Origin of the sequence: Desulfitobacterium hafniense DCB-2 (genome assembly GCF_000021925.1) — a bacterium.
Lineage (GTDB): Bacteria > Bacillota > Desulfitobacteriia > Desulfitobacteriales > Desulfitobacteriaceae > Desulfitobacterium > Desulfitobacterium hafniense.
The window spans coordinates 607,816-629,316 of record NC_011830.1 but is presented as its reverse complement, the minus strand read 5'-3'; the positions used below and the strand labels follow the sequence as shown (position 1 = coordinate 629,316).

Below are 21,501 nucleotides of genomic sequence, written 5' to 3'. Positions count from 1 at the left end.
ACCACCACCTATACAAATATAGTACCAAATTTAGTCCGAGGAGTCAAAGGTTCTATCTATTGTTGCCTTTGACTCCTATCCTCAGTGAGGCGAAGTCGCTGGCTGTCCTTATACTTTCTGGCAGTGCAAAAAACGGCTTAAAAATCTCCTTCTCACTGAAGCCGCTGCTGATTCCGGAAAAACCCTTCCCAGGGATCACTGTCCTGGATCCTGCGCAGGGCCTCCGCCATATCCACACCGTCGGGAGCCACTGTATCCAGCTCCTCCCAAGTGATGGGCATGGATACCTTGGCTCCCCTTCTTGCTCTCAGGGAATAGGGGGCAATGCTGGTGGCTCCCCGGCCGTTGCGAATCCAGTCGATGAAGATCCTGTTGGTGCGCTTGGCCTTGCGCACATTGCTTGTGTAACGATCCGGCCATTTCTGCTCCATGACCTGGGCGACGCCTTGGGCGAAATCATGAAAGACTCCCCAGGAAACGGCGGGTTTTAAGGGGACCACCACATGGTATCCTTTGCCCCCGCTGGTCTTGAGATAGGAGTTCAGGGAAAGCTCGGCAAGGATGGTTTTCAGATCCCGCACACCCTGGCGCACCGTACCCAGCTCCATTCCCTCGTCGGGGTCCAGATCAAAGACCATCAGATCCGGCTTTTCCAGCTCATCAACACGGCTCCCCCAGATGTGAAATTCCAGAGTGCCCATTTGGGCTTCGGCGATCAGCCCGGAAGGGTTCTCAATATAGAAGTAGTCCTCTGTTGTTCCGTCACTGGTGAGAATGGGAATAGTGACAACTCCCTGACTGCCGGGGCCGGGATGCTTCTTATAAAAGCAGGTCTGGGCTACCCCTTTGGGACAGCGGACAATGCTGAGAATCCGGCGGCTTACATAGGGCAGCATGCGCTCTGCCACCTTGGCGTAATACCGGATCATATCCACTTTGGTGATTTCAGGATCGGTGAAGATCACCTTGTCCGGACTGCTGATCTTGATTCCTTCGATAATCATGCTGTTGGTATTGATTTTCATGAGGCTCTTCCTTTCAGGGGCAGGTGGCTGAAGCTGCAGTTCCCCATCATCTTTTTCCTCATCCGCCCTCTCCCTCCTGATCTCCCTGGGGTTCTTATCCGCCCGCAAGCCTTTGAAGCTGGCCTGCCTCAATAGATTCTCTTCGGTCCAATCGGCAAACTTAACCTCCACCACCAGTTCAGGTTCCACCCAGGTGATCCGTTCATTGGCTCTGGGCTTAGGAGCAGGTTTAAAGGGCGCCGAACTTCTCCTGATGTCCTTAAATTTCTCTTCAAGTTCCTCCATGTCGCTTTCCTTCAGGCCGGTACCGGCCCGGCCGGCATAGACCAATTCCCGGCCTTCGTAAATACCCAGGAGAAGGGAGCTGATCCCACTGATTCTTTTCTGGGAAAGAGTATAGCCGACGATGATGAATTCCTGCCTTTGATCACATTTCAGCTTGATCCAGTCGCCGTTCCTGGTTCCGCTGTAAAGGGCATCGGCTTTTTTGCCGATAATCCCCTCCATGCCTGCTTCACAAGCCGCCCGGAAACTTTCTTCGCCCTTTCCCCTCACATGCCGGCTGTAGTGAAGGTTTGGGGGAGCATTCTCCAGCAAGGCCGCCAGGGTTTCCTTCCTGTGGATCAGGGGGTGTCCCCGCAAGTCGGCTCCATCCAGGGCCAGGAGATCAAAGAGGATATAGGTCAGGTTTTTGGTCCGGGGATTTTTCAAATAGTTCTGCAAAGCCTGAAAGTCCGTCTTGCCCTCCGGATCCGTAATGGCCATTTCCCCATCCAGAATCATGGCCCTTCCCTCAGCCCAATCAGCGAGGGAAGAGGCCACATCCTGGAACCGCTCTGTATAATCATGGCCGTTCCTGGTCATAAGCCGGACCCTGTGCCCTTCAAGATAGGCCACGATCCGATAGCCGTCATACTTCAATTCATAAAGCCAGCCCTCACCCTCGGGAAGGTGACGGACTAATTTGGCAAGCTGCACTTCCGTACTGCTGAAGGGGTTTCGGGTGAATTTTTCCTCCTCCCCTTCTTCAATTTCCGTCATGGTGCGTCCGGTCCTGATGCTGGTGATAAATTGGGAAATTCCGTCGGCAGTTTGCACATAGTCGTCTTTTTCTTTAAGCAACAACCAGTTATCCTTCTTGTCCCCGGCTTTCCCTTTCATCCGTACCAGAGCCCACCTGCCTTTAAGCCTTCTGCCCTTCAGTACAAACTTCAGCATACCTTCATGGAGTCCCCCATCCACATCCACATAAGGTTCCCAGAAGCCTTCATCCCAGAGCATGACCACACCGCCCCCGTATTCCCCTTTGGGAATGGTCCCCTCAAAATGCCTGTATTCCAAAGGATGATCCTCCACCTGTACAGCCAGTCTCTTATCCCGGGTATTGTAGGAAGGCCCCTTGGGCACTGCCCAGCTTAACATGGCTCCATCCCATTCCAGACGAAGATCGTAGTGATCTCTGCGGGCCAGATGGTGCTGCACTACAAACCTCAGCCCCTCCTGGGGCATTTCTGTGATCCCCTCCGGCTCCAAGGTTCTGGTGAAATTCCTTTTTTGGTTGTACTGATTGAGTTTTGACCTCATATTATCACGCCGGTTCTTTCTTTTTGGTTAATATTCTGTAAGGTGTCACTGAGTACTATTGTTTCCCGCTGCAGGATAAGTATGTCCTCTCCGGGAATGGCCCGGCAGGCATTCCGGCAGATTCTTTTCTTGACACTTCACATCATTTTGATAAGCTTTAATTATTCCGAGCCAGGGTGCTGCTTTCAGCCCGTGTAAGCCAATATTCAACTATGCTAAATTCTAAACCAGGGGGGCTTTTATGAATTACAATTCCATTCCAACTGAGATTATCGATACTATCCTTGCGGAATTAAAAATCGGTTTAACTCTTGTCAACAATACGGGAAAAATTATTTATTTCAATCAGTTGGCCGGTGAATTGCTTGGCTGGGACAATAAGCTCCCCGAAAATACTATTCTCTCCTGTCACAAAAAAGAAAACCAGCCCAAAGTGATTGAGAAACTTAATCAGCCTGCCGCTATGGAATGGCACAAAGTGATTAAAACTCAAAACAGGTTTATTGAGAACGCCTATTCCCCGATCAACATACCGGATAAATTTATGGGGGCAATGATTCTTACCAAGGATGTGACGGCGAGAGAAGAAAGTTTAGAAAAATTAAAGAAAAATGCCGAAACGGATGCCCTCACAGGGCTATATAACCGCAATCTCTTTCATACGGTTATTCAGAGCTATATTACGGAGTCCAAGCCTTACGGGCTGATTATGCTTGACATTAGCGGTTTGAAGTATATCAATGACCATTTTGGCCATGAAGAAGGGGATCGAATCCTCAAGGAAGCTGCTGAGGCTATTCGAAGCAGCATCAGAGATACTGATTTCGCCTTCCGCTTTGGCGGCGATGAGTTTCTGATTCTTACCTCTTATCAGGAAGCCGTTCTCAAAACCATCGCCAACAGAATAAGGAGCAAAAATAAGATTCCGACCGAGAATACTCCCGCGGTATTAAACTTAAGCTTAGGTTATGCCACTTCTTTGGAAGAAAAGAATATGGAGGCTGTTTTGTCCTCAGCCGACCAACGAATGTACCGGGACAAGCAGCTGTTTTATCTGGGTGACGGAAAATACTTTAAACAATAATCAGCGGCTCCTTTCCCTTTCTCAGGGCATATGTATCAAGGGATTTATGCCTTCTTAATGGTGAACGAATAAAAAATCAACATACCCCCAAGGGGTATGTTGATTTTGTTTAATTAAGTCTTTATAATAGTCTTATCAGGATAAACATCCAAAAAATCCAAGGGTAAAATATAAACCAGCTGAACAAAATACGAATAAGGAGAGTGATTAAAATGCAAATTTCTGAAAAAGCAGCCGAAAAGCTAAAGGAAATCATTGCCACTCAGGATAATCCCGACCACACTCTGCTGAGAGTTGCTTTCAGGGGCTTTGGCTGAGGAGGCCCGCAATTAAGTTTAACTCTGGATGAGTTAACTCACGAAGACGATATCTCCATTGAATCCCAGGGAATTACCGTTGTCTACGATGCTAATCTGGAACAGTATGTTTCCGATTCAGTCATCGACTATTCGGATAGCTCCCTGAACCGGGGCTTCTCAATCAAATCAGAAGGACTGTCTTCCTGTTAGTCAGGTTAGCCCAGGTCCGCTAAGAAAAGGAGCATATCATCACAGCTGTAGGCTCAGGGCGCTGGAGGTTAAGTATATTTATACTGAAACCTCTGTTTTTTTGCGGATCAGGGTTAGGTCCATTGCACAATCACTGCTGCAGGCTAAATCACAGCTACAGGCTCAAAATCCGTAAGCTTGCAGACCTCTTTAAAATAGATCAACAGAATAAACATATCCCGCGGCTCCTCAAACTCGTCCACATGCTCGAGTTTGATTTGTTTCCCTGCAAAGAAGGTCTTAAGGTCCAGGTCCTTGTTCTCTTCCTGCTCAATCAGGAGATTGTATTCGTCGACCAGCTTCTGCAGTTTGACCTGGTTTTCATCATTGACCTCGACATCCGGAAAACGATAATTCTTAGAGTTCTCCCCAAAGCAAATCATCTCCTTGAGGGTTGATTCCGCTTCCGCTGCAGCCTCTTCTTCAGGTCTTAGCATAATATATCTCTTTGCCATCCTTCGCTCCTTTCCGGAAGTTTTCCACGTTCTAAGACTCCACGTTCTGGACTATCTTTTCGATAGCCGGGTTGAATTCATACTACTATGGATTCGCGGCCATTCCGGCAGTTCCCTTCTTATTGATTTTGGAAAAGGCCGCCCCAAATAAAAAACCTTATTCACCGAGTCTAAGCTCTTTGAATAAGGTTTTCCTTTGTGTCATCTGAAAGTACAGGTTTTCTTGTTCAGTCCGCCTTAGAGACAATCAGCACATTCCAGGCATTCTGTGTATGGATTCTGCAATTTGGGCTTTCCTTTTTTAGTTATAGCATTATAGATAGCCCCAATCAGTGAAAAGGATCTCATATTTTCCTCCGCACAATCATATAGGCACAGGAGTTCGGATCTTGGATGCATTTCATCCATAATTTGAGCATAGGTCTTACCTTCTTGCATTCCGGCAAGGATCGTGTTGATTTCTTCTTTAGTATAATACATATGGCCATCCCCCTCTTAACTCTTCTGTCTGGATCATCGAGTTTTATCTTGATTAAAGTATAACCCGGGACAGGAGGATAAGTACAATCTGAATGGCAAATGAATCGAATCGGGTTTCTTTATCCATTATTTTTCTTTAAAGAAGGATCTGCAGCCTTTTTCCCGTCTAAAGCGTATATAGGATAGGAGGTGAAGGACATGGCCTATAAGTCTGCCCGGCCGGAAGACTTTGAGGTGTTCGTAACAACACATGAAAACAGACTTTACCGCACAGCGCTGGCGATTACGGGGAATATCCCCGATGCTGAGGACATCGTCCAGGAAGTGTTTCTGCGGGCTTATGAGAAGGCTCCCCAATTTGAATCGGCGGAGCATGCAAAGGCATGGCTGATCCGGGTCACCGTAAACTTAGGCAAAAGCCGTCTGCGCTCACCCTGGCACAAGCGAAGGGAGCCCTTTCTCGATTCTTATCCTGCTTCAGAGCCCAAGCAGTATGAATTGCTGGAGCAGATCATGGCCTTACCTTCCAAATACCGTACGGTCATCCATTTGTTCTATTATGAGGATTATTCCATTAAGGATATTTCCGAGCTGACCGGGCAAAAGGAAGCAACTGTGAGAAGCCTTCTGACCCGTGCCCGGCAGAAGCTCAAGCTTTCTATAAAGGAGGACGATTATGAAAGCTTATAAGGAATATATGAATAACATAGACGTTTCGGACGCTTTGCACCAAAAGCTTATGTCCTGCACAGACGCAGGCATGGGCACGGGCAAGGCCCGGACCCAATACCGGGCACCCCTGCTCCGGCGTTATAGGGCAGCCTTTGCTTGTCTGGCTCTGATCCTGCTCGGTGTTTTTATGCTGCCCCGCTTCATGGAGCATCCCCTGGCGCTGATGCCAGGTAATCCAGGGATTTCCCAGTCTGTTGATCCATCCATCAAATACCCCTTGGTTTTTAATAAAGCAGCCCGCCTTGCTGCAGCCGATATGGCAATTCCCGGTCATTTTTGGCAGGAGCTGACCGCTGACGAGCTTCGTGCTGTTTTCCCGGGTCTGGCAGACATGCGGAGGATCACGGCCACCGCAAATTTCTCAAGTGAGCAAAATGTGGCCGCCTTATTCAATATCGATGCCCATATGCTGTCCCCATCCGGACTGGAGACCTATCTCCAGCTCGCTCCCGGCCAGGTGCAGCTTGACTATGCCTTTGATGTGGAGACCAAAACTTCGGATCTGCTTGGCACAGAGGTTACCGCAGGCTATTTTGAGACCCGGCCCAACAGCCAGGGGCTGAAGAACATCATCTACTTTGCCGCTTTCCAACTGGCAGACCTGGCCTACTATGTGGAGCTGGGCGGCCCGGAAGCTGAAAAGGAAGCTCTTCAGGCTGAAATCTCAGAGCTGGTTGGCCGTCTGATTGAGGGCGGAAGGGCCGATCTTACCGTATTCCATCCCTTCATACCTGAGCTGCGGGAGGAGGGGCTCACTCTCGGGGAAGCCCGGGCCGATGCTGATTTCGGTGCTTATCTGCCCACAGACCTCCCTGAAGGGTTTGCTTTTGAGGATGCTCTGCGCTCTATCAATCAGAACCAGGATGCTCTCTTTGTCAACTGGACAAAGAGCATGGGCTATATCAATTGGCGGGTTTCCCTGCTGGAGGATAAGGACCAAGAGCGAATCACCCCGATTGACCATAAAGAGAATTACGGCCTATGCCTCTATCCCCTTCCCCGGGCTGATTCAGTCCCTGGAGAATTACAGGACATCGTGGATAATCCCATCTTCCTCATAGATGAACTGACACTGGATGCGGTACGGGCCAGGACTTATGAGATTGCCGATGCCGGGGATGAGCCGGGTCAGCGTATGAGCTTCAGCGTATTATATGGAGATGTCCTGGTGGAAATCGTTGTTAAAGGCGCTGCGCCGGAAAGAATATTCGAGATTCTGCAGGGGATTAAGCAATAAGATCCTTTTTGACATGGTTTGCCGATAAAAGAACCGCAAAAGGGATTGACAGATAATGAACCCTCTAATATCATTAATAATGAAAAGGAGTGACATTACCTTGGACGATCCTGACTCTGAATCGGAGCCGCCTGATCCTCGATGGGATAAATTAGGCCTGCTTAGTAAACAGGTCTATGCAAGGATATTACACAATGATATGGGCAATTTTACATTGTCCTTATTGTTGTGTATTTTTTTACGGCTATAACAAAGGATGTCAGTCCAATAAAGCGTTTCTGCCACTAAGCATCCCTTGGCAGCAGCATAACCATTATCAAGATAAAGCAGAATTTTGGGAGGGTATTATTTTGTCGGACAGTCCTTTACTTTGGTTATTTTTACTTCAACTTATTTTTATCTTCTTTAATGCGATTTTTGCCTGTGCGGAAATTGCCGTAATTACCATGAATGATAACAAACTGGCCAAACTGTCCGCTGCCGGTGACAAGCGGGCCTTGCGTCTCACCAAGCTGACTGAACAGCCGGCGGGTTTTCTGGCCACGATCCAGGTTGGTATTACTTTGGTCAATCTTCTGAGCAGTGCCGTGGCTACGGAAAACTTTTCCGACCGCCTGGTGGCCTGGTTTGCCGGGATGGGCTTTAATATTCCTGCAGCCGTCATCAGCATCCTGTCTGTGGCTATCATTACAGTTTTGCTCACCTATTTCACCGTACTCCTGGGCGAACTGATTCCCAAACGCCTGGCTATGAAAAAAGCTGAACAGATTGCCCTGGGCATGTCCGGGCTTATTTATACGGTTTCAAGAATATTTACCCCTGCGGTGTGGCTTTTCACGGTATCCACCAACGGTTTATTGCGGCTCTTCGGGGTTGATCCCAACAGCGAGGATGAAGAAAACGCGGAAGAAGAAATCCGCATGATCCTGGATGCCGGCAAGCAAAAAGGAACCATTCAGCCTGACGAGCAGAATATGATTCAGAACATCTTTGAATTTGACGATATTTCCGCCGGGGAGCTCATGACCCACCGGACGGAAGTTGCTCTCCTGTGGCTTGATGAAACCGATGAACAATGGCAGCAAACCATCAATGAAAGCAGGCATTCCATCTACCCTATCTGCTCGGATAGCCCTGACAACATCCTCGGCGTTTTGTATGCCAAAGATTACTTCAGACTGAAAAACAAAGCCCGTGACGAAGTGATGAAAAACGCCGTACAGTCGGCTTATTTCGTCCCGGAATCCGTACGGGCGGATGTTCTTTTCCGCAATATGAAAAAATCCAGGAACCACTTTGCGGTAGTGGTGGATGAATACGGCGGCATGAGCGGTATCATCACTATGAATGATTTGCTGGAACACCTGGTAGGTGACCTGGATGATGACATTTCCATGCCTGCGGAGTCTCCGCTGATTGAGCGTATTGATTCCAAAACCTGGCGCATTCAGGGCTCTGCACCACTGGACGAAGTGACAAAGCAGCTGGGTGTATTGCTTCCTGATGAAGATTACGACACCTTCGGGGGCATGGTCTTCGGGCTATTGGGCTCCATCCCCGGGGACGGCAGCACCCCGGAGCTTGAGGAATACGGGCTGGCCATCAAGATTATAAAAGTCAAAGACCGCCGGCTGGAAAGCGCGTTGGTCTGCTTGTCAGGGGCTGAATCTCCAGACACGGCAGGCGGGTGATAATCTCCGGATACCGGCAGGGAATGAGAATTTAAATTTCATATACAAGGATACTTGATAAGGAGAGAGGAATGAAAAGATATATATCCAAAATTGTCTTGACCGCGTCATTGCTGTCCTTTCTAGTTGCTGTGATTCAGGCCCTGATCAGCCGGTTCGGCGGTTCCTTAGGGAAGGATCTGTACTTTATTGCGCTGATTGCCACCATCGGTGTCTTGTTTTTAGGTCTCTACAGAATCATTGACCTATTGGAAGCCCGCCGATAGGTTCCGGGAGTTAACATTCGTGAAGCAACGGGGATTCAGCTTACAAGGAAAGTAAAAACTGCTCCAGTTGTTGGATATTGCAACAGGGCCAGGCTCCGGTGCAATTCTCTTCGTATTTTTCCATCAGACAGTCGGCGGTGCCCCAGAGATTCCGGCTCAAGGGATTGAGCCAGTAGAGGGCGGCCGCCGACTCTTTTATCTGGGCCAGAGCCTCATGCCCTTCCGGCTTATAGCCATTGTTCTTGCCGTCCCCCAGGATAATTACCGTGGTTTTCCTGCTGAGCTGGGTTAAATGCTCCGCGGCAAACTGCTGGAGGACTTTGCCGTAATGGGAATAGCCGGTAAGGTTGAAGCCTTTAAGCCTTTTCATGCTGTGCAGGGCATCGCTCCAATCCTGTCCCTGAAAATGCTCCGTGACCTCCAGCAGTGCATCCACAAACAAAAAGGTACGGATATGGGCATAACGGCTCTGGGTGGCGTAAACAAACAGCAGCATAAAATAGCTGAAGGGGCTGACGGAATTGGACATATCGCAGAGGAGCCAGAGATCGGGTTTGGCCGGTTTGCGGCGCACCCGTACCGGCGCCAGGGGGATGCCGCCGGTTTGCAGGGCCCGCCGGACGGTCCTGCTCAGAGCTATGGTTCCTTTACCCGCGACCTGGTGCCGCCGGCCCGGACGGACAGCCAATCTGCGGCCAAGCTTTTGAATTTCCCGGAACATAGGCTCAATTTGCCTCTCTTCCCCGGCCAGAAAATCGATAGTGCGGGGATTATGCTTTTTCAGTTCGTCCAGCAGAACCTGCCCGCTCATAGTTTGAATCATCTGCAGTTCAATCTGATCCTGCAGGAGACGGTTCCATTCGCTGAGAGTCTCCCAGGCCTGGGCGTACTCCTCTTCCCCCAGTTCCCCCCGGCGGCGGGATTCTTCCACTCTCCGCCGGACCTCCCCCCAGCCGCTGCGTTCACGGAAAAACTCCAAAGCCCGTTCTTCGTCTTCCCAATGAGGCTCAAGCCTGATGTTCAATCCTTGGAGCACGGCATAAATCAGGCCGATATTTTTCTTCAGCACCGCCTCGGCCAGCAGTTCCACCGGCGCTCCCTGGCCGCTGCTGCCCAGACCTTCCCCGGTGACCTCGGTGACCTGACGGCGGGAAAGCAGTTGGAGATGGTCGTTGCTGAGCTCCGGATCGGGCCCATAGTAAAGCTCGGTCAGCCAGAGCACAAATTCCGCCCCCCAGGGGGTTTTGATCATGGTGGTGTTCACCAGCTGATAAAAGGCGTACTTGCTGATTTTTGTTCCCAGATGGTTCAACCCCTGCAGGCAGTCCTCAAGCTCCGGGGTGCCCACATGGATCCCCGCTCTCCGGAGCAGTCGGGCCATATCAAGCAGTAAATATTCCATCAAACCAGTCCTTCTGGTTTATTTTTTCTCTGATTTTCTCCTGGTCTTCCTTATATTTAAGCAGCAGGCCCAGGGTATTGAGGGCCAGGGGAGGGGACAGCTCCCGGGCTCCCATTTGGTTAAGGATGTTGACCCAGTCCAGCACCTCACTGATGCTGGGATGTTTTTTCAGCCGTTCCAGCCTGATTTTGCGGATCAAAATGACCGCCTGCCGGCCCAGAGTTTCCTGCAGCTCCGGAAAATTCAGACGCAGAATGTCCAGCTCCCGCTGCTCACCGGGATAGTCCAGATATAAATACAGGCAGCGCCGCCGCAGGGCATGGCTTAAGTTGCGGGTATTATTGCTGGTGAGCAGGACGGATGGGATGCTGGCCGCGCTGATCGTGCCCGTTTCCGGAATGGAGACCTGCCAGTCTGAGAGGATTTCCAGGAGAAAACTTTCAAATTCCTCGTCGCTTTTATCCACTTCATCGATGAGCAGAACCACTGGTTGGGGACTGCGGATAGCTTTCAGCAAAGGTCTGCTCAATAAGAATTCTTCCGAATAGATGGTTTTGCTGTTAGCGGCCCAGGCATTGTCTTCCGGATTTTGCTGATCTGAGTCCTGAGGATATGCCCCCTGAAAAGGTTTATCCTGAATGCCCTGCAGCCGGGTATTCTGAGATTGAATATAAAGCAGCTGCTTCTGGTAATTCCATTCATACAAAGCTTTGGCTTCATCGATCCCCTCATAGCATTGCAGGCGGATCAGGGGCCGCTGCCAATAACGGCTCCAGGCTTTGGCCAGTTCAGTTTTTCCGGCACCGGCCGGACCCTCGATCAAAAGGGGCTTGTTCAGCAGCAGTGAACACTGCATAGCCATGAGGGTATTGTCATCGGCTATATAACCCTGTTCTTTCAGACCTTGCCGCAGCTCATCAGAATCCATTGGTTCCCCTCCTTTTTCTTCAGTTCGCTCCTGACTCTTGTCTATTTTCTCCATCCAGGAAGGCAACTCCTGTACACTCTCGTGAAAACCCTGGTGAAAACCCAGGCAGATAAAATTACCAGCCTGCAGCTGAAGGCGCCTAGTAAAAAGAGAGCTTGCCGCAAGCATGCTCCCTTTTTACAAACACGATTATGTTTTCTCTGCATCCTCACAGGCCAGCCCCGGATTAAGATCATTGGCTTTTACAGGCTCTCACTAAATTATTTAAGAGAATGGTGGTGGTCACCGAACCCACCCCTCCCGGTACAGGAGTGATCCCTTTGACCTTGTCCACTACGGCATCATAGTCCACATCGCCGCAAATTTTGCCGTCACCGGCATCATTAATGCCCACATCGATGACGATGCTGTTTTCCGCAACATAGTTGTCATCGATCATTCTGGCTCTGCCCATGGCCGCAATGACGATATCCGCGTTTTTAGCGACTTCCGGCAGGTTCCTGGTCCGGGAATGACAGATGGTCACGGTGGCATTGTCCTGGAGCAGCATCATGCTCAAGGGCTTGCCAACGACTAAGCTTCTTCCCATCACCACCGCATTGGCGCCTTTCAGCTCAATGTCATAATGGCGCAGGATGGCCATGACGGCTGCCGGTGTGCAGGGCAAAAGGCCGCTCATATCCCCTTCAAAGACCTTCTCCAGATTGAGAGGGCTCATGCAGTCAATGTCTTTGTCCGCTGAAATGAGGTGCTTAATGACTTCTTCATCCAATTGTGGGGGCAGAGGCCGGAAAAGCATGATCCCATGCACAGAAGGGTCATCATTGACCTGAGTCATAACGGCAGTAAATTCTTCCATGCTGATATTCAGATCGAGGGGGTAGGTCTTGGTGGCGATTCCTACAGTTTCACAATTCTTAATGATATTATTCTCGTAGTAAACATCATCGGGGCGGCTGCCCACCCGGATAATTCCCAGCGTCGGCGCTTTTCCTTCCGCTTGCAAGGCCGCAACTTCCTGACGGAGGTTCTCCTTCATGGCCTGAACCACCGGCTTGGCATTAAGAATTTGGGTCACGATGATTTACCTCCCGTAATGGAATTCTGAACTTCAGCAAAAATCCGGTCGGCCTTGGCTGTATAGACTGTACAGAGATCGGCCAGTTCGGTCTCGATTCTGTGCTTGAACTCCTGATCCTTCATGATCTGGGTATTGATCAGAACATTGAGTTTGGCCCCTTCCAAGGCCGCCTTCAGGAAGGCCACACCCACGCCCACATCACTGATGGCGATCCGGGTGCCTTTCTGGGCGAATTCCTCCTGCAGGTCGATCCCCTCCGCACAGCAGCGGGCGATCTCCAGAGGAACCAGGGTGGCATTGACCAGGGCTTTCTGCAGTGTTTCCTCTTTGCGCTGAATTTCCTCTTCGGTGTTTTTAGGCATGCCATAAGCCTGAGATAGGGGATAAAAGGCTGCGGCATCTTCCGCCACCAGAGACTGGAATCTGGCGATGACTTTTTCGCTTTTTTCTATTAAAATCTTAACCTCTGCTTCAACATCAGCGTATTTTTTCTTACCCACGGTCAGATTCCCGACCATTACACCCAGTGCCATGCCCATAGAACCCACATAGGCCGAGGCTCCGCCGCCTCCCGGTATAGGTTCTTTTGATGAAAGGGCCGCTACAAAGTCTTTAGCGCTTGACTCAAGCATCCTGTTCATCTCCTCTCTCTAAAAATCGGTCTCATCCGCACAATTTATCTCTTTAGCTCTACCCTTTTCTATCTATCTTTATTTAACTCTACTCTTTTCACCTATTTTATTATCTGTACCCTTTTCACTTATCTTTATTAACTCTACTCTTTTCACCTATCTTTATTAACTCTACCCTTTTCACCTATCTTTATTAACTCTACCCTTTTCACCTATCTTTATTAACTCTACCCTTTTCACTTATCTTTATTTATCTCTATCCTTTTCTCCCGGATTTTTATATTATCCGCACCCTTTTACCAAGCTTTATAAAAACCCTCTCCCTATAACCCTGGGAACTGAGATGACAGCGTTAAACCGCCATCTCAGCTCAATTTGACAATGAAGCACTCCCTGGGTGCCGATCAGAATAAACCGGAAATCCTGCCTGTGTTGTCCACATCAATGCTTTCGGCAGCCGGAACCTTGGGCAGGCCGGGCATGGTCATGATATCCCCGGTCAGGGCCACAGCAAAACCGGCCCCTGCCGATACTTTGACACTGCGGATGGATATTCTGAAGCCGGTGGGACGTCCCAGCTTTTTCTGATCATCGGACAGAGAGTACTGGGTTTTGGCCATGCAAACCGGAATATTGCGGTAGCCGATGCTTTCGATGCCCTCGATATCCTTGGTGCTGGAACCGATAAAGTCCACACCGTCGGCACCGTAGATTTTGGTGGCAATGGCGGTGATCTTTTCTTTAAGCCCCAGATCGATGTCATAAGCAAAGGTGAAGTTCTTGGGGCTGTCCATGAGCTTAAGAACCTCTTCAGCCAATTCTACACCGCCGGCTCCCCCCTTTTCCCATACTTCGGAAAGGGCCACGTTGACACCCAGCTTTTTGCATTCCTCTTCCACCAGCTGGACCTCGGCCAGGGTATCGGTTGGAAAACGGTTAATGGCTACGACGGCGGGAAGTCCGAAGTTAACCGTAATGTTCTCCACATGTTTGAGCAGATTGGGGAGTCCTTCCTTGAGGGCTGCCAGGTTTTCCTGATTCAGATCGGCTTTGGCAACGCCTCCATGGGATTTAAGAGCGCGGACGGTAGCCACGATGACCACGGCATCCGGTTCCAGACCGCTTAAGCGGCATTTGATATCGAGGAATTTCTCAGCGCCCAGGTCGGCACCGAAACCTGCTTCTGTGACCACATAATCCCCGAGCTTTAAGGCCATCTTGGTGGCCATAACACTGTTGCAGCCATGGGCAATATTGGCGAAAGGTCCGCCATGGATAAAGGAGGGGGTATGCTCCAGGGTCTGCACCAGATTGGGTTTTAAAGCGTCTTTGAGCAGGGCCGCCACAGCTCCCTGAGCCTTCAGCTGACCGGCGGTGACCGGTTCTCCCTTGCGGTTATAGCCGACGATGATTCTCTCCACTCTTTGCTTCAGATCGTCCAGGTCACTGGAGAGGCAGAGAATGGCCATAATCTCCGAGGCCACGGTAATATCGAAACCATCTTCCCGGGGCATGCCGTTGGCTTTGCCCCCCAGGCCGTCATTGATATATCTGAGCTGACGATCGTTCATGTCCATGCATCGTTTCCAGGTGATGCGCCTTACATCGATGTCCAGGGCATTTCCCTGATAGATATGGTTGTCCAGCAAAGCGGCGATTAGGTTGTTGGCGGCACCGATGGCATGGAGATCCCCTGTGAAATGAAGGTTAATATCTTCCATGGGAACCACTTGGGCATAGCCGCCGCCGGCCGCCCCGCCTTTAACTCCAAATACAGGTCCCAGGGAGGGCTCGCGCAAAGCGATGACGACTTTCTTGCCCAAATGAGTAAGGGCGTCCCCCAGACCAACGGTGGTGGTTGTTTTCCCTTCACCGGCCGGCGTGGGATTAATGGCGGTCACTAAGATCAGCTTGCCGTCGGGGGTATCCCCTCTTTCCTTCAGGAGATTGTAGTCGATTTTAGCTTTGTACTTTCCATAGGATTCTACATACTCTTCGGCGATGTTCAGTTTTTCAGCGATCTCTGCCACAGGCAGCATGGTGGATTCCTGAGCGATTTCGATATCACTTTTGAAAGCCATGTTGTTTTTCCTCCCCTTATTGTTTAGATCTGTTTATTTTGATTTTGCCCAAGCGTTATCTAATTTTCCCGGCATAAGGCGGTCTGTTTTTTCCGCGGCTGCCGGCCTCCCTTTGTACAGGGTACCCAGCCAATAGAATACACCGACAAAAAGACTGCCCCCGATAATATTGCCCAAGGTTACCGGAATAAGATTATTGACTATAAAGCTTTCCCAATTGAGATGAGCCAGCTTGGCCGCCGTGACACCCAAAGCCTCGGCCTGCTCTACCCAGACGGGATTCATTTTGGCTATGATTCCTGCGGGAATATAGTACATATTGGCGATGCTGTGCTCAAAGCCGGAGGTGATAAAGAGCATAATCGGGAAAAATATGGCCAGCACCTTTCCCGCGATATCTTTGGCCGCAGCTGCCATCCAGACCGCCAGACAAACCAGCCAATTGCACATAATCCCCATTAAGAGAGCCTGGTTGAAGGTTAACCCGGTCTTGTAGACGGCGGTTTTGATGGTGAAGCCGCCGAGAAGTCCTCCGGAAAAGTCCAATTGGCCGGAATAGATAATAAACATAACGATGGTCAGGGCGCCTATAAAATTGCCCAGATAGACGATGACCCAATTTCTCAGCATATCGAACCAGCGGACTTTCTTTTCAATACAGGAAATGACGATCAGGGTATTGCCTGTGAACAGCTCTGCACCGGTAATAACCACCATCATAAGACCTGTCCCGAAGATGATCCCGGCCAGCAGCTTGCCTAAACCAACGGAATCCAAGGTGTGAATGGCAACATTTGAGCCTTCTGAGGCAAAAGCGATCAAGGCGCCGGCCAGTATTCCCAGTATAAACAGTTTGTAGGCCGGAGTGCTTGCTTTCTTTTGGCCGATTGCTACATATTCTTCTGTTATTTCTTTGGGACTCAGATACAGATTAGCCATCCTTTTTGCTCCTTCCTGTGCAAGATCATGCAAGCCTTCCCTAGGTTTTAATCAAGGATAAGAATTCCGCTCTGGTTTTGGCACTTTTCCTGAACAGGCCCCGCACTGCGGAAGTCACGGTTTTGGAGCCTGGTTTTTTGATGCCCCGCATACTCATGCATAAATGCTCAGCTTCTACAACCACGGCCACTCCCTGGGGATTTAACTTTTTCATAATGACATCGGCAATTTCCCGGGTTAAGCGCTCCTGAAGCTGTGGACGCCTGGCGATACTTTCCACCACTCTGGCCAGTTTACTGAGTCCGGTGACTTTGCCGCCGGCAGGAATATAAGCGACGTGAGCCTTGCCGATAAAAGGAACCAGGTGATGTTCACACGTCGAATAAAAAGGAATATCCTTTACCACGATCATTTCTTCATGTTCTTCTGTAAATACACATTCCAAATAAACTCCCGCATCTTCTGCCAACCCGCTAAAAATCTCAGCATACATCCTGGCTACCCGGTCGGGCGTATCTTTAAGCCCTTCCCGCTCAGGGTCTTCTCCGATTGCTTCTAAAATCATGAGTACTGCTTCCCTGATTTTTGCTTGTTCTATCAACTGCATAACCTCAAATCCTGTCGTCATACCTGAATGTGTTATCCTATCTTCCAGTTCAGAATAGCATTTTTCACCGAATGCGTCATTGTTCATAACTGACAGTATTTTTTATAGTTTTTTGATATTTTTGGACAAGTCAGACAGTTCCAATTTCTTTAACTCTTACTTCTGATGGAGAAAGATGCTTATCTATTTGGAATCTTCTTTAAAAAAGATATATAATGACTCTATCCGGTCTTTTTGAGCAATGTGCTGTAAATCGTTCAGCCGACCTGGCGGGAGGGGGAGTAAATTGAATATCAATATGCATATTCTTTTGGACGAACTAAGAGAGCTGAACCCCAAATCTTATCTCCATGATTCCATTGACCTCACCATCCGCTCCATGGCAGGTTTTGACAAAACATCCGACGGCTTTTTAAAGGACACATTGTATTTAGCCACCACAACTGCCTTGGCCGCCTGGGAAGGAAAATTGCAGGATGTGAATCTGATCGTCACCGGTGCTTTTGATCTTGATTTTGCCCAACGCAACCGGTGCAATATCATTTGTTTCGATGATTCCCTGACACCTGTCGAGATTGCCGGCCATATCTTCAGAATTCAAAAGAAATATGATGATTGGAACAATGCCCTGCTCTCAGCACTGATAGCCAAGAAACCCACGAAACACCTCTTCGCCATTGCCCTGGAAGAGATTCATAATCCCATGATGTTGCTCGGCCCCCTCAATACACTGATCCTGGCCGCTGGCGACATCCCGGCAAGCTGTACCGATACCCTTTGGCGGGAACTGCTGAATGAGGGTTATCTTTCCTATGAACATCCTTTATACAGTGAGCTTCTTAAAATAGCAGAAAAGAAACCTTCTGAGCAGCCTTTTATCGTTAAATTTCCTATGCATGATTACACTTATCTTATCGCCAATCTGTTTCAATCGGGAAAACGCTGCGGGGCTCTGCATCTGCTTGAAGTCAATCAACCTTTTTCCTTGGGGCAGATAACCCTTGTGGCCCATTTCCGCAGTATTCTTGAACAGGCTATTAAAACTATTCCGGATCTCCAGATTCTCTCCTCCAATGCCAACGGCTTTGTTTATCAGCTGCTGAATCACATCTATGTCAAAGAAAGCATTATCATCAATTCCCTCCAAGCTAAAGGGTGGAAGGTGTTTGATGAATTTCTTTGCTTAAATTTAATGCAGAATAAGATGCAGAGGGATGATACTTTATTGAATATTATTGTCCAGGAGCTGTCCAGAGTTTTCCCTGCCGCTATCATTCTGAATTACAAAGACGGGGTGGTCATGATCCTGCGTCATGCTGATTTTCCCTTTGACCGGGAAGATTTGCGGGCCAGGCTGGCCTCTTTCGTCAGGAAGTTTTTCTTAACCATCGGGGTCAGTTCGGTCTTCTATGATTTCAAAAACCTGAAAAGACATTATGATGAATGCAGTCTGGCTATCAAATATGGTCTGGCTCAGGATCCTACTCTGGCCCTTCATTTCTTTGATGATCATGTCTTCCGGCACCTCAGCCGGTTCATCTTCGTTGAGAATGGCAAGAACCAATTTATCCATACCAAGGTTGAGCTGCTCCATCATTACGATCTAAAAAATAACACGGAGCTGGTTAAAACCCTGCTCACTTATTTTCAGTTCGGACAAAGTAAATCCCTGGCCGCGGAAAAGATGCACCTCCATCGGAATACCCTGACCTACCGGCTGAACAGCATCAACAATCTTGTCGGTATTGACTGCAGCAGCCGGAATCTGCAGGAGGAGGAAATCTTTCACATCATGCTGTCCTGCAAATTCCTTGAATATATACCGTAAATTTGCATCCTTGACAACACCTTGTACATTTTGTTACAATATGAATAAGATAATTAAAGAAGTCTGTGTTCATCAACCCCAAGCAAAGCCTTTTGTAAATATCTACAAAAAAAAGCCCGGTTCTTTGTAATTTTCTACAAAGACTGGGCTTTTGTTTTGGCCTCTGATTCCTGGGGTTATTCCATTATGTTAAAGAATTTTTGTTCCTCTGGGCGGGTAATAAAAAGTGGAGGGTTTTGTTAAACGCAACGTCGGCAAAGGAGCCGTCAGGCGCAGAATCCTGTCCGTCGGATTGCCCTGAATTTCTCTGAGTTGCAAGGCTCCGGTGACACAGGCCTGCACGCAATAGGGTGCATTCCCTTTATCCAGCCGCTCATGGCAAAGCTGACACTTGCCGGCTTTGCCGGTCTGGGGATTGATTTGGGGAGCGCCGAAAGGGCAGGAGGCCACACAGGATTTGCAGGAACCGCATTTGTCCGGAAAATGAAGGACGATACCGTCCCGCCGCTTGGCATAGGCTCCGTAGGGACAGACCCGCAGGCATTCAGGATTGGCGCAGTGATTGCAGGCTGTGGAGAGAAAAAAGCGGGAAATCTGACCCCGGTCATAATCCACATCTTCCACCTGCCGCAATTTCCGCCAGGTCAGGGAAGGAGGCAGGCGGTTATGGTTGGCGCAGGCTTTGATGCACGCTCCGCACCCCAGACATCGGTTCACATCCAAAAAGAAACCCAATTGTTTGGCCATGTTTTCCCTCCTCATGAGGTGGTTTTTCTGATTCCGACAAAGGTCTCATTCAAGGCTAATCCATAAGCTCCTGTGGCATATTTCCCCATATCGGTCAATTCGCCAAGGTTGAGCAGATTCAGGTGGGGGGATTTTAGATTGGGCCGGTTCTCCTGATAAATCACGATAACTCCCTCTCCTATGCCCAGATCCTGCTCGATGATGACCGGGAAACTCCCGCCCCGGTTCCATAGGATGGCCTTGTCTCCTCTGTTCAAGCCATAGCCTTCAGCGGTTTTAGGATGGAGCCGGGCTTTCAATAAGGAGTCGCTCTCTTCGGAATAGAGATAGACCTGGGAATTCAGCCCGGATAAATGATGGGGGGTCAGCAGGCGCAGAGGAGTTTCCGGGGGTGCTTGACGTGGCGGCCGGTAAACAGGCAAAGGTGGGAGGCCCCATTCCTGAGCTTTCTCCGCATAAAATTCATACTTGCCTGAGGGAGTTTGGAATTGCCGTCCCTGCCAGGCGGTCCCGGGATAGTTTACCCGCCTGGGACCCTTAAGCAGCTCCTCAGCCGAGTCAATTCCCAGTATGGCCAGCATCTCCGGTCCGATGGCGCCGAGGACCCACTCCTTTTCCGACCCTTCTGTGGGAAAAGCCGAGCTGCCCGGTGAGCTTTGATTAAGGCGTTTCGACAAATCCCAGGCAATCTGCAGATCGGAGCGGGCTTCCCCCACCGGCTCAACGGCCGGTTCATTGATCCCAATATAGTAATGCCAGTAGCTGGCATGAAGGTCCCAATGTTCATAATGGGTGGTCACAGGAAGAAAGAGGTCGGCCGCGGCGGAGGAACGGGTGTGAAAGAGGTCACTAACCACGATAAGCTCCAAGGTTTCACTGAGTTTTTGCCAGCCGGCATGATTGCCATCCTGCTGGAAGGGGTTGCGGCTGGCGATCCAGAGCATTTTCACAGGAGGATCGGCTGCTAAGGCCAGCTGGGGAAATTGATTGATATCCAACTCCCGGTCCTGAGCATGGCCGCATTGGGAATGGGCTAAGGGCCCGGCAAAACGCCAGGTTTCAAAATGCCCGTACTGAACTCCTCCGCCGGGCCGGCCGATATTCCCGGTCAGGGCTCCTAAGGCGTCGATGGCTCTCAGATTCTGTCCCCCGTTGGTATAGCGCTGCAGTCCAAAGCCCGCCCAGATGCAGGCCGGTTTCACCGCCCCATACTCCAGGGCCAGTTCCTTCATGGTCTCCAGGGAAACCCCCGTCACTGCCGAGCATTTCCGGAGATCAATCTCCGCCTTCAGATAATCTATAAATTCATTATACCCCAGTGAATAGTCGGGCAGCTCCGGATCTGTAAGCTGATGATCGACGATAATTTTCGCCAGGCCTAAGGCTAAGAGCCCATCCGTACCCGGATTCACCCGCACAAATTGATGAACCCGGGCAGCCGTAGCTGAAAAATGGGTATCCAGACAAATGACTTTGGCCCCTTGGTCCATAGCCCGAAAGATAATGGGCATCTGGTGAGCGGCATTCCAGGCGGGATTGGCTCCCCAGATCCAGATGAGCTTAGCCTTCTCCATATCCAGAGGATCGGAGCAAAAGAAGGCCCCGAAATCGAAGACTTGAGCCTCCACCCCTGCCGACCAGCAGGGAGAGCCCACGGCCCGGGTGGTGGGACCAAGACCTGTCAGAAAAGCCTCCAGGGCATTATGAAGGATCCCGAAGTTGCCGGAGTATTTATTGTGAGCAAGGGGCAGGGTGGTTCCATACTTATCTTTAAGGTCAAGAATCTTCCGGCTGATGGTTTCCAGAGCTTCATCCCAGGTGATCCGCTCCCATTGCCCCGAAAAGCGTTTGCGCTGGCGCAGGGGGTAGCGGATCCGCTGCGGGCTGTATACTTTATGAATCTCATCCATAACTTTGGGGCAAAGCTTGCCCCGGGTATAGGAGTGGGCAGGATTGCCCTCGATGGAGGCCAACCGGCCATGGCGGGTGGTGCTGATTATGCTGCACGTGTCATAACAGTTTCGGGGACAGATATGATGATGTAAAGTATCCATGCCGGAATCCCCCCTGCAATCATCGCTGTTCATGAATTACCCTTATCTTCGCTAAAGAAGAGTTTTTTCCTGCTCAATTTTTTGTGCTAAAGTCATATTG

General features: G+C 49.8%; 18 protein-coding genes. 6 read left to right on the top strand and 12 right to left on the bottom strand.

Annotated features, from left to right (window positions below):
• Positions 1 to 152: 152 nt before the first annotated feature.
• Positions 153 to 2,609, bottom strand: a complete 2,457-nt coding sequence (gene ligD / locus DHAF_RS02900; RefSeq protein WP_015942845.1) for a DNA ligase D — start codon at positions 2,607 to 2,609, stop codon at positions 153 to 155.
• A gap of 241 nt (positions 2,610 to 2,850) precedes the next feature.
• On the opposite strand from ligD, the gene DHAF_RS02895 reads away from it, so the two are divergent.
• Complete coding sequence (locus DHAF_RS02895) at positions 2,851 to 3,693, top strand: GGDEF domain-containing protein (protein WP_005809856.1); 843 nt, start codon at positions 2,851 to 2,853, stop codon at positions 3,691 to 3,693.
• Between the two features lie 652 nt (positions 3,694 to 4,345).
• Here DHAF_RS02895 and DHAF_RS02890 read toward each other — a convergent pair.
• Both DHAF_RS02890 and DHAF_RS02885 read right to left on the bottom strand, forming a co-directional pair.
• Complete coding sequence (locus DHAF_RS02890) at positions 4,346 to 4,696, bottom strand: hypothetical protein (protein WP_005809858.1); 351 nt, start codon at positions 4,694 to 4,696, stop codon at positions 4,346 to 4,348.
• Between the two features lie 237 nt (positions 4,697 to 4,933).
• The gene (locus DHAF_RS02885; RefSeq protein WP_005809862.1) at positions 4,934 to 5,176 is read right to left on the bottom strand and encodes a hypothetical protein; all 243 of its coding nucleotides are present in this window, start codon (positions 5,174 to 5,176) and stop codon (positions 4,934 to 4,936) included.
• Between the two features lie 198 nt (positions 5,177 to 5,374).
• Here DHAF_RS02885 and DHAF_RS02880 point away from each other — a divergent pair, with 198 nt between their 5' ends.
• The 4 genes from DHAF_RS02880 to DHAF_RS02865 all read left to right on the top strand — a co-directional run bounded on the left by DHAF_RS02880 (position 5,375) and on the right by DHAF_RS02865 (position 9,102).
• On the top strand, positions 5,375 to 5,866 hold the full coding sequence (locus tag DHAF_RS02880) for an RNA polymerase sigma factor (protein WP_005809864.1): 492 nt from the start codon (positions 5,375 to 5,377) through the stop codon (positions 5,864 to 5,866).
• Complete coding sequence (locus DHAF_RS02875; protein WP_015942844.1) at positions 5,853 to 7,145, top strand: hypothetical protein; 1,293 nt, start codon at positions 5,853 to 5,855, stop codon at positions 7,143 to 7,145. Before DHAF_RS02880 ends, DHAF_RS02875 begins: the two co-directional genes overlap by 14 nt.
• 350 nt (positions 7,146 to 7,495) lie before the next feature.
• Positions 7,496 to 8,836: a hemolysin family protein gene (locus DHAF_RS02870; protein WP_005809868.1), complete on the top strand. Its 1,341-nt coding sequence runs from the start codon at positions 7,496 to 7,498 to the stop codon at positions 8,834 to 8,836.
• Positions 8,837 to 8,907: 71 nt separating this feature from the next.
• Positions 8,908 to 9,102 (top strand): hypothetical protein, encoded by a 195-nt coding sequence (locus tag DHAF_RS02865; RefSeq protein WP_005809871.1) that lies wholly within the window; start codon positions 8,908 to 8,910, stop codon positions 9,100 to 9,102.
• Positions 9,103 to 9,142: 40 nt separating this feature from the next.
• Here the strand turns inward: DHAF_RS02865 and DHAF_RS02860 are convergent, their stop codons facing one another.
• From DHAF_RS02860 to folE, 7 genes are all read right to left on the bottom strand, one after another.
• On the bottom strand, positions 9,143 to 10,504 hold the full coding sequence (locus DHAF_RS02860) for a VWA domain-containing protein (RefSeq protein ID WP_005809872.1): 1,362 nt from the start codon (positions 10,502 to 10,504) through the stop codon (positions 9,143 to 9,145).
• Positions 10,485 to 11,432 carry an AAA family ATPase gene (locus DHAF_RS02855; protein ID WP_011459180.1) on the bottom strand — a complete coding sequence of 316 codons (948 nt, stop codon included), beginning with the start codon at positions 11,430 to 11,432 and terminating at the stop codon, positions 10,485 to 10,487. The genes DHAF_RS02860 and DHAF_RS02855 overlap by 20 nt, the downstream gene beginning before the upstream one ends.
• Positions 11,433 to 11,664: 232 nt before the next feature.
• Positions 11,665 to 12,510, bottom strand: coding sequence for a bifunctional 5,10-methylenetetrahydrofolate dehydrogenase/5,10-methenyltetrahydrofolate cyclohydrolase (locus DHAF_RS02850; protein WP_015942841.1), 846 nt, complete (start codon positions 12,508 to 12,510; stop codon positions 11,665 to 11,667).
• The gene (locus DHAF_RS02845; protein ID WP_015942840.1) at positions 12,507 to 13,145 is read right to left on the bottom strand and encodes a cyclodeaminase/cyclohydrolase family protein; all 639 of its coding nucleotides are present in this window, start codon (positions 13,143 to 13,145) and stop codon (positions 12,507 to 12,509) included. Before DHAF_RS02845 ends, DHAF_RS02850 begins: the two co-directional genes overlap by 4 nt.
• 404 nt (positions 13,146 to 13,549) lie before the next feature.
• The gene (locus DHAF_RS02840; RefSeq protein WP_015942839.1) at positions 13,550 to 15,226 is read right to left on the bottom strand and encodes a formate--tetrahydrofolate ligase; all 1,677 of its coding nucleotides are present in this window, start codon (positions 15,224 to 15,226) and stop codon (positions 13,550 to 13,552) included.
• Positions 15,227 to 15,259: 33 nt separating this feature from the next.
• Positions 15,260 to 16,165 (bottom strand): formate/nitrite transporter family protein, encoded by a 906-nt coding sequence (locus DHAF_RS02835; protein WP_015942838.1) that lies wholly within the window; start codon positions 16,163 to 16,165, stop codon positions 15,260 to 15,262.
• 40 nt (positions 16,166 to 16,205) lie between these two features.
• Positions 16,206 to 16,772 (bottom strand): GTP cyclohydrolase I FolE, encoded by a 567-nt coding sequence (gene folE / locus DHAF_RS02830; RefSeq protein WP_011459178.1) that lies wholly within the window; start codon positions 16,770 to 16,772, stop codon positions 16,206 to 16,208.
• 286 nt (positions 16,773 to 17,058) lie between these two features.
• Between folE and DHAF_RS02825 the strand changes: the two genes are divergently transcribed.
• Positions 17,059 to 18,600, top strand: a complete 1,542-nt coding sequence (locus tag DHAF_RS02825; RefSeq protein ID WP_015942837.1) for a PucR family transcriptional regulator — start codon at positions 17,059 to 17,061, stop codon at positions 18,598 to 18,600.
• A gap of 189 nt (positions 18,601 to 18,789) precedes the next feature.
• On the opposite strand, the gene DHAF_RS02820 is transcribed toward DHAF_RS02825, so the two are convergent.
• The gene (locus DHAF_RS02820; protein WP_015942836.1) at positions 18,790 to 19,347 is read right to left on the bottom strand and encodes a 4Fe-4S dicluster domain-containing protein; all 558 of its coding nucleotides are present in this window, start codon (positions 19,345 to 19,347) and stop codon (positions 18,790 to 18,792) included.
• A gap of 11 nt (positions 19,348 to 19,358) precedes the next feature.
• Entirely contained in the window at positions 19,359 to 21,401 is a 2,043-nt protein-coding gene (locus DHAF_RS02815; RefSeq protein WP_015942835.1) for a molybdopterin-dependent oxidoreductase, read from the bottom strand.
• Positions 21,402 to 21,501: the final 100 nt, after the last annotated feature.

Bases quoted from the DNA above. Each gene is read 5' to 3' on its own strand.
- ligD (WP_015942845.1), bottom strand. From the start codon at position 2,609: ATGAGGTCAAAACTCAATCAGTACAACCAAAAAAGGAATTTCACCAGA.
- DHAF_RS02895 (WP_005809856.1), top strand. From the start codon at position 2,851: ATGAATTACAATTCCATTCCAACTGAGATTATCGATACTATCCTTGCG.
- DHAF_RS02890 (WP_005809858.1), bottom strand. From the start codon at position 4,696: ATGGCAAAGAGATATATTATGCTAAGACCTGAAGAAGAGGCTGCAGCG.
- DHAF_RS02885 (WP_005809862.1), bottom strand. From the start codon at position 5,176: ATGTATTATACTAAAGAAGAAATCAACACGATCCTTGCCGGAATGCAA.
- DHAF_RS02880 (WP_005809864.1), top strand. From the start codon at position 5,375: ATGGCCTATAAGTCTGCCCGGCCGGAAGACTTTGAGGTGTTCGTAACA.
- DHAF_RS02875 (WP_015942844.1), top strand. From the start codon at position 5,853: ATGAAAGCTTATAAGGAATATATGAATAACATAGACGTTTCGGACGCT.
- DHAF_RS02865 (WP_005809871.1), top strand. From the start codon at position 8,908: ATGAAAAGATATATATCCAAAATTGTCTTGACCGCGTCATTGCTGTCC.
- DHAF_RS02860 (WP_005809872.1), bottom strand. From the start codon at position 10,504: ATGGAATATTTACTGCTTGATATGGCCCGACTGCTCCGGAGAGCGGGG.
- DHAF_RS02855 (WP_011459180.1), bottom strand. From the start codon at position 11,432: ATGGATTCTGATGAGCTGCGGCAAGGTCTGAAAGAACAGGGTTATATA.
- DHAF_RS02845 (WP_015942840.1), bottom strand. From the start codon at position 13,145: ATGCTTGAGTCAAGCGCTAAAGACTTTGTAGCGGCCCTTTCATCAAAA.
- DHAF_RS02840 (WP_015942839.1), bottom strand. From the start codon at position 15,226: ATGGCTTTCAAAAGTGATATCGAAATCGCTCAGGAATCCACCATGCTG.
- DHAF_RS02835 (WP_015942838.1), bottom strand. From the start codon at position 16,165: ATGGCTAATCTGTATCTGAGTCCCAAAGAAATAACAGAAGAATATGTA.
- folE (WP_011459178.1), bottom strand. From the start codon at position 16,772: ATGCAGTTGATAGAACAAGCAAAAATCAGGGAAGCAGTACTCATGATT.
- DHAF_RS02820 (WP_015942836.1), bottom strand. From the start codon at position 19,347: ATGGCCAAACAATTGGGTTTCTTTTTGGATGTGAACCGATGTCTGGGG.
- DHAF_RS02815 (WP_015942835.1), bottom strand. From the start codon at position 21,401: ATGGATACTTTACATCATCATATCTGTCCCCGAAACTGTTATGACACG.